We start from the raw sequence: 10,375 nt of genomic DNA on the forward strand, positions 1-10,375 counted from the left end.
GGCCCTGCTTTCATGCGCCCGCGCGGCCAAGATCACCCGACCAGGGAACCTGTTCGATCAGAGCCGTCCTCATGATCGATAGGAATACGGCTTCTGACACTGGGCGTCGAGCGCGTCGGCGATTTCCCGCAGCTGGCGGGCGTACGGAGAGTGATCAGGCACGACATTGGCTCCGGTCGGTCCGGATAGGCGAATAGCTATCCGCCCATAGAGCTATTGGAATAGTCGGCACGGGACGGCCGCCTCCTGCATGGCGGTGGCCGCCCCGTGCCTTGCAGTGGGGGTTAGAACCCGCGGGTGGTGAGCCATTCGTCCAGTGCGACGGAGACGATGTCGCCGATGGGCAGGTGGTCGAGTTCGTTGTCGAGCGCGAAGCGCTTGAGCCGCTTTTTGGGCTTCAGCGCGGCGGGGACCGACGAGTCGAGGCTCTCGCGGGTGATGATGCGCTGGTTGAGGATGACAGCGGTCTCGGGGATGTCCTTGGGGCGGCCGGGACCGTGAGCCCAAGGTGTTCCCTCGCTGGGTGCTGCCTTTGGTTGCACGTACTGCTCCTGGCGAGCTCCCGGACCATCGGTCCTCACAGGGAAGGCGGTACAGCCTGCGGCCGGAGTAGCTGCCGGACCGACCGCCACCTCGGCGGCCGGGGCCCCATCAGGAGCTGCGGACGGGATGAGGGAGAAGTCGTGTTGAGCAGCGGGTTCGGTCGGCTGCGCGGTCCGCACCGCTGGAGCTGCAGGTTCCGCAGCCGGAGGCTCATGCTGCACGATGGTCCGCTGGGTGAACGTCTGTGTCCCTTCGGGCGCTGTCGCGATCCGGCCCTGCTGAGGCCGATTACGTGAGACACGGCCTCGCGCACCCCCGCCGACCTGGGCGGCAAACCGTCAGGCCCGCAGTCGACATCGATCGACCGGACACGTCTCATGCCCAGCTATCGGGCGTGCCCGATACGGATCGGCTTCGCGTCGCGCTGCGCGGGCACGACGGTCGGCGCCGGACCCTGCTTCCAGGGATGGTCAGGTGAGCGGTCGGTGGGGACGAGTACTTCGAGTTCCTCGCGAAGCGCGGCGATGAGGACGAAGCGCGGAGTGTGGTACTTCGTCGCGGTCTTCCCGCCGCGGGTGCGGCACGTACTTCCGGCGGGTACTTCGCACTTGGGGCAGTCGTTGCGTTCTACCGCGTTCGCGGCTTGATCGGGCGTCAGATCCACACGATCAGTGTCGCAGAAAGGGTCTCGCAGAACACCCGGGTTCTGAGAGGGCTTCTGCGAAACGCGACCTGCGGTGATCTGATCGGCCCGAGGGGCCTCGCGGAACTCGCAGAGATGGTCATTCACGCGAGTGACGCTGCGTCACATCAGCTACGCAGAGGTACATGTGCCTTCGCCGTAGCTTCGGGAGTACCAGCCGGGCGTGCGTCTGGTGCGTCGTACGGTGGTGCGCCCCGACTTGCACCGGATGAAGGGCGGCGCGCTCGTCCGGGGCGTGGGCGGTCCCGGCCTCGACGGCCCGTTCGGCCGTTGGGAAGACGAGAACGGGCCCGCCGCCGAACGCACGGCGGACAGGCCGACGACGGCACCGCCACGGCGGTCGGCTCGTAGCGGCGTCCCGGTCACCACCGTTGGGCGGGGATCGTGGCGCCCATGAGGTGCAGTTTCTCGATCAGGAGCTTCGCGTCGCTGGCAGCGTTGTGCGGGCCGCCGACCTTCTGGCGGTACGCACCACGGGCCGCGCTCCATAGCCCCTTGCGCCGCAGTCAGCTCGGGCTTTCAGGGAAGGTGACGTGTACGACGAGTCCGCCTGTGGCCCTGGGGGTGGCGGTGAGGGTTGCGTGATGGGCTTCGGCAATGGAGGCGGCGATGGAGAGGCCGAGGCCGTGGCCATCGCTCCCGGTGCGGTCGGGGGTGAGGCGGCGGAACGGCTCGAAGAGGTCCGGGATCCGGTCGACGGGGATCGATGGTCCGGTGTTGGCGATGGTCACGGCTCGTTCATCTACGCGTACGTGGACCTCGCCGTCGGTGTGGTTGTACTGGATGGCGTTGCGGATGAGGTTGGCGAGCATGTGGCGCAGCAGGACGGGGTCGCCGGGGACGGTCAGGGGTGCGTCGGCGGAGAGGTGCATGGTCACCTGTGCGGTGCGGGATTGTGAGGCGTACTCGGCGGTGATGAGGCGGGTGGTGGTGGTCAGGTCGATGGTTTCGGCGGTGTCCAGGCCTCGGTGGCTTCGTGCGAGGAGCAGCAGGGACTCGATGAGTTGCTCGGCTTCGCAGTTGGTGGCCAGCAGGTCGTCACGGACGTCGGTGAGGTGTTCGGGGAGCGGGTCGGCGAGGCCGACTTGGAGGCAGGTGCGCTGGACGGCGAGTGGTGTCTTGAGCTCGTGGGAGGCGTTGGCGATGAAGCGGCGCTGGCTGGCGAAAGACTTCTCCAGCCGGTCGAGCATGGAGTCGAAGGTGTCGGCCAGTTGGTGCAGCTCGTCGTCGGGGCCGGTGAGGGCCAGGCGCTGGTGCAGGTTCTGTTCGCTGATCCGGCGTGCGGCCTGGGTCATGGAGGCGACAGGGCGCAGGGCGCGTCCGGCCAGCCACCGGCCGGCCAGTCCTGCGAGGAGGGCCATGAGGATGAGGCCGATGCCGGACCAGAGAATCATCTGGTTCAAGGCGGTGTTCTGCACAGCTTGAATGCTCTGGTCGATCTTCTGGATCTCGGCGCTGTCGGACCGGGGGGAAAGCGGGGGTGCTCCGGGTTGTGTGGGGCGGGTGGGTTCGAACGTGCTGCTGTCACCGGCGGATGTGCCGGTGCTGTAGGTGACCGCGAGTCCTTGGACGTGCTGGGCTGTTCCGTGGCGTGCGAGGAGTACGACGAACGCGAGCAGGAGTGCGCCGGCGAGGAGGAACAGGGCAGAGATGGCTGCGGCGAGGCGGGTGCGGAAGGGCAGCCGGCCCAGGCGGGTACGGAGGTTCAGTCGCACAGCCGGTAGCCCAGTCCGGTGGCAGTGATGAGGCCGGGGTCGGCAAGTTTGCCCCGCAGTCTGCTGAGGGTGGCGCGGACCACGCTGGTGTTAGGGCTGAGATTCTCGTCCCACAGGGCACGGACGATGTCGTCATGCGGTACGGGTTCGCCCTGGGCTTCGAGGAGCAGGCGCAGGAGTGCGAACTCCTTGGGGGTCAGATCAAGGGAGTGGCCATCGAGGCGTGCTTCGTGCCGGGAGATGTCCAGGGTGATGGGGCCGTGGTGCAGGACGGCCAGGGGAGCGGTGGGTGTGCGGCGGCTCAAAGCCCTGATGCGGGCGACCAGTTCCGCGAAGTCGAAGGGCTTGGGCAGGTAGTCGTCGGCGCCGAGGACGGTCAGGCCGTGGACGCGGTCGCTCAGTGCGCCTGCTGCGGTGAGCATCAGGATGCGCGGCGGGTCGTCGAGTTCTCTCAGTCGTCGGCAGACCTCGTCGCCGCTCATGACGGGCAGGTCGCGGTCGAGGACCAGGACGTCGTACGCGGTGAGCAGGCACATGCGCTCGGCGGCGTCGCCGGTGTGGGCGACGTCGACGGCCATGGCCTCGCGGCGCAGACCGGTGGCGATGGTACGGGCGAGCACCCGGTGATCCTCGGCTACCAGAATTCTCATGTCGCCCATGAAAGCAGGGTCGCCTTTGCGGGCAGATAAACATGGCGGGTGCCCTGACATGGGGCGGCCTTATGCGGCCGTAACACCTTTATCCTGCTGCACACGGCAGACTGCTCCACTAGTCGGCATGAACTTCGTCAAGCGGGCCGGAACGTGCCTGCGCGTCAGGAAATCCCGTACCGCCGCCCTGCTCGGCATCTTCGTCGTGATCTGCACCCTGCTACTGGGCGGGTTTCTGCTACGCTCCGCGGCCGCGCGCCAGGAGGCCGATGCACAGCGCAGCATCGGCGTCGACGTGACAGTCAAGACGAAGGCGCTGACTGCCGAACTGGCCGACCGCCTCGGTGGCAAGCCGCCGGTGACCCGCTACAACCCGCTGCTCCCCATCACGGCTGACGCACAAGGCTTCAAGCCGCTCACCTCTCAGCTGCCGAAGCCGGGCAGCAGCCGGGACGGGGCGAAGGACCAGCCCCCGCTGGCAGTGAACGGGGTCAGGGACTCGGACATGCTGCTGCCGTTCTCCTACGGCTCGACGAAGATCACTTCGGGGCGCGGCGTCACACCGAAGGACGCCGGCGACCGCGTCGCGGTGATCGAGGAACGCCTGGCCAAGAAGAACGGCCTCAAGGTCGGCGACACGCTCACGGTCCGGTCCGCGGACGGGAAGCGCTCCATCCCCGTGAAGATCGTCGGTATCTTTCAGGACCCCATGCAGGACCCGACACAGTGGACGCCCCGGAACGAGCTGCCCGGGAACACGCTGTACGTACCGATCGGCGTCGCGCAGCAGCTCGGCGGTGCCGGGAAGCTCGACGAGGCCGTCTTCAAGATCGGATCCCCGGAGCAGGCCGAGCAGCTGCATGCCGAGGCGAAGCGGCTGCTGGGCAGCTCGGACTTCACATTCCAGGTCAACGACAAGGCGTACAAGGACCAGGTCGGCCCCATCAAGCGGGTGGGCGCGTTCGCCGGAATGATCGTCTGGGTGATTGCGCTGGCCGGCGCTCTCATCCTCGGGCTGATCGTGATGCTGCAGATGCGGGAGCGTCGCCGTGAGCTCGGGGTGCTGCTGTCGATGGGCGAGAAGAAGAGGAAGCTCATCGGCCAGCACCTGGTGGAGGTCGCGGCGATGTGCCTGCCCGCGGTCGCCGTCGCGGCCTTGGCCGGACAGCTCGCCGGGCCCGCTTTGGGAGACGCCCTGCTGACCCCTGCCCAGCGGCAGACCTCCACGCAGCACCCGGATGCCGAGGTTGGTGCGCCCGTCGTGCGCATCGAGCCTGCCGACGTCGGAAAGGTCGCTGGCATCGGCCTGGGCATCGGCCTGGTCGCCACCGCCATCCCCGGCATCGGGATCCTGCGCCTGCACCCCCGCTCCATCCTCACCGACAGCGAATAGCCGACGGCACACAGCCGTCCACACCGTTCCGTACGGCTCCGTACAAATCTTGAGAAAGCCGATACTTCATGAATTTCGTCAAACGTGCGGTGCTCAGTTTGTGGGCCCGCAAGGGACGCACGCTGATCACCTTCGCCACGTTCCTGGTCATCTCCGTGATGGTGCTGGCCGGTGTGCTGATCAACAGTGCCACGGGCCAGGCCGAGCAGGAGGCCAAGCAGTCGGTCGGTGCCGAGGTCAACCTCGGCATGGACACGGACGCACTGTCTCAGAGGGGTGGTGGAATGCAGGCCCCGCAGATCGACGCCTCTGTGGTCGACAAGATGGGCCGCCTGCCCCAGGTCCAGAAGTACACGTACTCCATGTGGGACCGCGTCATCGTGAAGGATGGCGCCAAGCTGGTCCCCGGCGGCTCCGGCGAGCCCATGGGCCCCGGAGGCACCGTGGGCCAGGGCGTGCTCGATTCCTCACTCCTGGCCGACTTTCGCAGCGGCAAGTTCAAGCTCCTGTCCGGCAAGCATCTGACGGCCGCGGACAAGGACAAGAAGAAGGTCCTCGTCGAGGAGCGTTTCGCCCGTGAGAACGGCCTCAAGGTCGGCGACAAGGTCAAGCTGACCGGTAACGACGAGAAGACCAGCGACACCTTCACCGTCGGCGGCATCTACCGCGCCCCGGGCAGCGAACCAGACCCGGAGTACCGGATCGCTCCGGCCAACATGATCTATGGCACGGTCGGTGGTTTCAGCGCACTCGGCGCGCCCGGCGGCGGATCCCCGAAGGTCGGCAAGGCGTCCTTCCTGCTCACCGGCGCCGACGCGCAGAAGACGTTCAAGGACCAGGCACAGCAGGTGGCCGGCTCCGCCCTGGACGGCTTCAAGCTGGACGTGAACGACAAGGCGATCCAGCAGATGACCGGCCCGCTCAAGAGCATCAGCTCCACCGCGAACCTGGCGATGTGGTTGATCGGCATCGCGGGTGCCGCCGTCCTGGCCCTCCTGGTCAACCTCGCGGTCAAGCAGCGCCGCACTGAATACGGCGTGCTTGTGTCCATTGGCGAGAAGAAGTGGAAGCTCATCACCCAGCAGGCCCTGGAAATCGTCGTGGTGGCGGCCCTGGCCATTGGGCTCAGCTCACTGTTCGCCCCGCAGCTGACCCAGAACGCGGGCCAGGCGCTTCTCGGCAAGGAAGCCACACAGGCTCAGAAGAAGATCGACTCCTGGCAGCCTCCGGCTCCTGGCAGCACCGGCCTCGGCGAGGGCATCGACCGCGACGACCAGCCCGTCGACAACGCCGACCCCATCGACAAGATCGACGTCTCACTCGATCCCGCGGACCTCGCCGCAGTCGGCGGCATCGGCATCGGCATCGGCCTGCTCGCCACCGCCATCCCGGCTGGCGCGGTCCTGCGCCTGAGCCCCCGCTCCATCCTCACGAAGGGCAACTGATCCGTCATGACCACCACCGCAGACCAGACCATTCTCCGCCTGAGCAAGGTTAGCTACACCTACTCGGGCCAGCGCCGCAGGACCACCGTCCTCAAGGACATCGACTACTCCTTCGAACGCGGCACCTTCTACACGATCCTGGGCCCCTCCGGCAGCGGAAAGACCACCCTGCTCAGCCTCGCCAGCGGCCTCGACGAACCCACCCACGGCACCATCAGCTACGACGGCCAGGACCTCAAGGCCCTGGGCCTGGGCCGCTATCGCAACAAGCATGCCGCCACGATCTTCCAGCAGTACAACCTGCTCACCTACATGACCGCCCTGCAGAACGTCACCTGCGCCATGGAGATCACCGGAACCGACCCCGCCACCGGCAGCCGCAAATCCCACGCCCTCCAGCTCTTGGAGAAGGTCGGCCTCGACAAGGTCATGGCCACCCGCAACGTCCTGCAGCTCTCCGGCGGCCAGCAGCAGCGCGTCGCCATCGCCCGCGCCCTCGCCTGCGACGTCTCCATCCTCTTCGCCGACGAACCAACCGGTAACCTCGACGAGGACACCGCCCAAGGCATCATCGACACGTTCCGTGAACTCGCCCACGACCAAGGCAAATGCGTGGTCGTCGTCACCCACTCCCAGCAACTGGCCGCCCAGTCCGACCGCATCCTCACCCTCCGTAAGGGCAAACTCACCGAGCAGGTGAACGCCCGATGAGGACCCGTGCATGGGCCGCCGGGGCAGCCATGACCTGCGCCTTGCTCCTGTCGGCCTGCGGCGCTGGCGGCGACGGCCCCTCCGGCAGCAACGGCGGCCAGGCGCCGCAGGGCCAGCAGCAGAACGGACAGCTCGAAGGCGGCGCCCCCGCACCCGACCTGCCGGAGGGCTGGCTCGACAAGGTCCGCCAGTACGCCGACTGCCTGCGCAAGAACGGCGTACCCAACGCCGAGGTGGACGAGGCCCGAGGCGGCCTGAAACTTGACACCCAGGTCACCCCCGAGGCCGCCAACGCCTGCAGGCAGTACAACCCCGTCGGACAAGACGGCGCACAGCCCATGACACCGTGAGCAACACCAGCGTCTGGCTGGCTTTGTCCACGAGAACCGACAGCAGATGTTCACCACATCGGGAGGCGGCGCAGCCAGCAGCCGTTCGATTTCGGTCGTGGGATCAGCTGGGTGGAGTTCCTGGTGCTGTGACCGGGAGGTTCGACGGGGTGGTGGCTCCTGCGGCGCTCCAAGGTGGTGGTGCCTATCCCGTGGGGCCCGATCGGATTCAGGTCGGCTGGGCGGTGGGTCGGAGGCCGTCCATCAGCAGGTTCAGCAGGCGATTGGCCGTGGTTTCCTGCTCGGGCCGGGGGGCCACCGTGAAGATGCCGATGAGGGCGGTGGCGATGTCTTCGGCCGTGATGTCGGAGCGGAGGTCGCCCGCCGTGCGGCCACGTGAAGGGCAAGATCGTCATCGACCTCTGAGTTCTAAATAGAGGGCGGCGGACCTGGGCGCCTGGGTCTGCTTCGAGGACGAGGCCGGGCAGGGCCTGAGGCCGCCCAAAGGCCGCACCTGGGGCCGCCGTGGCCACACACCGGTCGTGCGGGTCACCGCGCAGGGCACCAAGCGTGTCTCAACGGCCGCGCTGATCTGCATCAAGGCCGGCCGCAGGCCCCGGTTGATCTACCGCATCCACCTCGACCGCGGCCCCGCCAAGGGCCGGCGCAAAGGCTTCACCGCGACCGACTACGCCCGCCTGCTGGACGCCGCACACCAACAGCTCGGTGGCCCCGTCGTCCTGATCTGGGACAACTTGAACACGCACGTCAGCCGTACCATGCAGGAGCTGATCGCCGCCCGATTATGGCTCACCGTCTACCAGCTGCCGCCGTACGCTCCCGAGCTCAACCCGGTCGAGGGCGTGTGGTCGCACCTGAAGCGGTCGCTGGCCAACCTCACCAAACGCAACTTCGACCAGCTCACCGCGCTGGTGAAAACGCGGCTGAAACGGATGCAGTACCGACCCGGTCTCCTCGAGGGCCTCGTGGCCAAGACCGGACTCGACCTCCAACCGTCGTAACCCCAGCCGTTAAAGATCTCTAGCACCCGGGTTCGAAGTATAATTCGGAGCCGTGGAGCCACGGCACGCCCGCTGGCCTGCGGTTTCGCCTTCTCGGCTGCCGCAGGTCGTTGCTCTAGGCGCTCGCGTTTCCGCAGGTGGCGAGGCTCTCCGGTGCGGTCTCCGAGGACCTGGCCGCACGTCGCCTCCAAGCCGCCCCGTGATCGACGATAGAGCGTCGATCACGGACCTCGCCCTGAGGCCGTCAACTTGCCCCGCTTCAGAATGGTTTGCGCCCTCCACTCTTCGGCCCATTGTCGAGCCGCCGGCCCGATCGGCCATGTCGCTGACCTGCCCGTGTCTCTATGCCTAGAGACACGGGCGATTCGAGCCGCAGGTGGAGAGTCTGCAGGTCAGCGGGCACTTCTCGCCCTTAGGTGAGACGAATTACGTCGAACGCGGGTAGCAGCGGCACCGGCATAGCCGAGGTAGTCATGGCGACCGGTCACCGTCATTCGATCGGCAGATCTACCGTCTGTACAACGCAGTTGAGCGCTGTTCAACCGCTTCGAAGGCTTCCGCGGCATTGCCGCCAGATACGGCAAGAACGCCACCTTTTACGAAGCAGCGGTCAGTCTCGCGTCGTTCCCGTTCTAGGCAAGATCCGTTTGACGACGGACCCTAACGAGCTGGTGCGTGATATGGGTGGGTCGGGTTTTGCTCTGTTTATGGACTCTGCTGCGCAATTCCGTGCGGGGTGACGGGTGGGCGCGGGATGATCGTCCGTGCGGCCGTTGTCCTGTCGTGCGGCTGTGGGGGTGATGCGGTTGTCGATGCGGTCGAAGGGGCTGCCGGAGGTTCCGGCGCAGACTGCGATGGTGGCCCGGGCGGCGTTCCCGCAGGGGAGCCTGGCGATGCGGGTGCGTGATCGGCTCGCGGAGGTCTTTGCCGACGAGCCGTTCGCCGATGCGTTCGGGGTGCGCGGTGCGCCGGGACTGTCACCGGGGGTGTTGTCGCTGGTCACGGTGTTGCAGTTCGCTGAGGATCTGACCGACAGGCAGGCCGCGGCGATGGCGGTGCGGGTGATCGACTGGAAGTACGCGCTCGGGGCCGAGCTGACGGACACGGGGTTCGACGCGAGCGTGCTGAGCCGGGTCCGCACCCGGTTGGCCGGGCACGGCATGGAACGGGTGGTCTTCGACCGGCTCCTGGAACACTGCAGGGACGAGGGCCTGGTGACCGCCGGGGGCAAGCAGCGCACGGATTCCACCCATGTGATCAGCGCGGTGCGGGACTTGAACCGTCTGGAGCTGGTCGGGGAGAGCGTGCGGGCGGCTCTGGAGGCCCTCGCGGTCGCGGCACCGGCGTGGCTGGCCGGACAGGTCGACGTGGCCGAGTTCGCTCACCGTTACGGGCCGAGGGTGGACGGCTGGCGGATGCCGTCCTCGCAGACGAAACGCGACCGGCTCGCGCAGGTCTTCGGGCAGGATGCCCTGGCGTTGTGCCGGGCGGCGTGGGCCCCCGACGCCCCCGGCTGGGTCAGTGAGATGGAGTCTGTGCGGCTCCTGCGGCAGATCCTCGTGCAGACCTATTACCTGCGCACCGACACCCGGGGACGGGAGGTGATCAAGAAGCGGGACGCCGACGACGAGGGTGTCCCGCCCGGCCAATTCCGTCTGGCCTCCCCCTACGGCCCCGATGCCCGCTGGGCGGCCAAGGGCGAAGACCTGTTCTGGATGGGCTACAAGGTCCACCTCACCGAGACCTGCGACACTCCCGCCGGAGCCGGAGCCGGAGCCGGAGCCGGAGCCGGAGCCGGAGCCGGAGCCGGAGCCGGAGCCGGAGCCGGAGCCGGAGCCGGAGCCGGAGCCGGAGCCGGAGCCGG

10 protein-coding genes and 1 pseudogene are annotated in these 10,375 nt (G+C 67.5%); 6 read left to right on the forward strand and 5 right to left on the reverse strand.

Annotated elements, in window-relative coordinates; translation table 11 throughout:
* Positions 1-284: 284 nt before the first annotated feature.
* From ACIRPX_RS39210 to ACIRPX_RS39225, 4 genes are all read right to left on the reverse strand, one after another.
* Positions 285-542: a hypothetical protein gene (locus ACIRPX_RS39210; RefSeq protein ID WP_404204418.1), complete on the reverse strand. Its 258-nt coding sequence runs from the start codon at positions 540-542 to the stop codon at positions 285-287.
* A 386-nt stretch (positions 543-928) separates the two neighbouring features.
* Positions 929-1,207 (reverse strand): hypothetical protein, encoded by a 279-nt coding sequence (locus tag ACIRPX_RS39215; RefSeq protein ID WP_404204421.1) that lies wholly within the window; start codon positions 1,205-1,207, stop codon positions 929-931.
* 545 nt (positions 1,208-1,752) lie between these two features.
* Positions 1,753-2,961 carry a sensor histidine kinase gene (locus tag ACIRPX_RS39220; protein ID WP_404204423.1) on the reverse strand — a complete coding sequence of 403 codons (1,209 nt, stop codon included), beginning with the start codon at positions 2,959-2,961 and terminating at the stop codon, positions 1,753-1,755.
* Positions 2,952-3,611, reverse strand: coding sequence for a response regulator transcription factor (locus ACIRPX_RS39225; RefSeq protein WP_404204425.1), 660 nt, complete (start codon positions 3,609-3,611; stop codon positions 2,952-2,954). The genes ACIRPX_RS39220 and ACIRPX_RS39225 overlap by 10 nt, the downstream gene beginning before the upstream one ends.
* 127 nt (positions 3,612-3,738) lie before the next feature.
* Between ACIRPX_RS39225 and ACIRPX_RS39230 the strand changes: the two genes are divergently transcribed.
* The 4 genes from ACIRPX_RS39230 to ACIRPX_RS39245 all read left to right on the forward strand — a co-directional run bounded on the left by ACIRPX_RS39230 (position 3,739) and on the right by ACIRPX_RS39245 (position 7,510).
* Positions 3,739-5,004 carry an ABC transporter permease gene (locus tag ACIRPX_RS39230; protein WP_404204506.1) on the forward strand — a complete coding sequence of 422 codons (1,266 nt, stop codon included), beginning with the start codon at positions 3,739-3,741 and terminating at the stop codon, positions 5,002-5,004.
* Positions 5,005-5,072: 68 nt separating this feature from the next.
* Positions 5,073-6,449 carry an ABC transporter permease gene (locus ACIRPX_RS39235; protein WP_404204427.1) on the forward strand — a complete coding sequence of 459 codons (1,377 nt, stop codon included), beginning with the start codon at positions 5,073-5,075 and terminating at the stop codon, positions 6,447-6,449.
* A 6-nt stretch (positions 6,450-6,455) separates the two neighbouring features.
* Positions 6,456-7,160 carry an ABC transporter ATP-binding protein gene (locus tag ACIRPX_RS39240; protein ID WP_404204429.1) on the forward strand — a complete coding sequence of 235 codons (705 nt, stop codon included), beginning with the start codon at positions 6,456-6,458 and terminating at the stop codon, positions 7,158-7,160.
* Positions 7,157-7,510 carry a hypothetical protein gene (locus tag ACIRPX_RS39245; RefSeq protein WP_404204431.1) on the forward strand — a complete coding sequence of 118 codons (354 nt, stop codon included), beginning with the start codon at positions 7,157-7,159 and terminating at the stop codon, positions 7,508-7,510. Before ACIRPX_RS39240 ends, ACIRPX_RS39245 begins: the two co-directional genes overlap by 4 nt.
* Before the next feature lie 208 nt (positions 7,511-7,718).
* On the opposite strand, the pseudogene ACIRPX_RS39250 reads toward ACIRPX_RS39245, so the two are convergent.
* Positions 7,719-7,874 (reverse strand): annotated as a pseudogene (locus ACIRPX_RS39250) (TetR/AcrR family transcriptional regulator); the annotation flags it as partial.
* Between the two features lie 106 nt (positions 7,875-7,980).
* Here ACIRPX_RS39250 and ACIRPX_RS39255 point away from each other — a divergent pair.
* Both ACIRPX_RS39255 and ACIRPX_RS39260 read left to right on the forward strand, forming a co-directional pair.
* Positions 7,981-8,511, forward strand: coding sequence for a transposase (locus tag ACIRPX_RS39255; protein ID WP_404204508.1), 531 nt, complete (start codon positions 7,981-7,983; stop codon positions 8,509-8,511).
* Positions 8,512-9,404: 893 nt separating this feature from the next.
* A partial coding sequence (locus tag ACIRPX_RS39260; RefSeq protein WP_404204433.1) for a transposase occupies positions 9,405-10,375 on the forward strand: 971 nt, incomplete at its 3' end.

It is taken from the genome of Streptomyces sp. NPDC101225 (assembly GCF_044767585.1).
Taxonomy (GTDB): Bacteria; Actinomycetota; Actinomycetes; order Streptomycetales; family Streptomycetaceae; genus Streptomyces.

What these genes read in the sequence shown, in the direction of transcription:
- ACIRPX_RS39245 (WP_404204431.1), top strand. Translation starts at nt 7,157, where the DNA reads ATGAGGACCCGTGCATGGGCCGCCGGGGCAGCCATGACCTGCGCCTTG.
- ACIRPX_RS39240 (WP_404204429.1), top strand. Translation starts at nt 6,456, where the DNA reads ATGACCACCACCGCAGACCAGACCATTCTCCGCCTGAGCAAGGTTAGC.
- ACIRPX_RS39230 (WP_404204506.1), top strand. Translation starts at nt 3,739, where the DNA reads ATGAACTTCGTCAAGCGGGCCGGAACGTGCCTGCGCGTCAGGAAATCC.
- ACIRPX_RS39225 (WP_404204425.1), bottom strand. Translation starts at nt 3,611, where the DNA reads ATGAGAATTCTGGTAGCCGAGGATCACCGGGTGCTCGCCCGTACCATC.
- ACIRPX_RS39235 (WP_404204427.1), top strand. Translation starts at nt 5,073, where the DNA reads ATGAATTTCGTCAAACGTGCGGTGCTCAGTTTGTGGGCCCGCAAGGGA.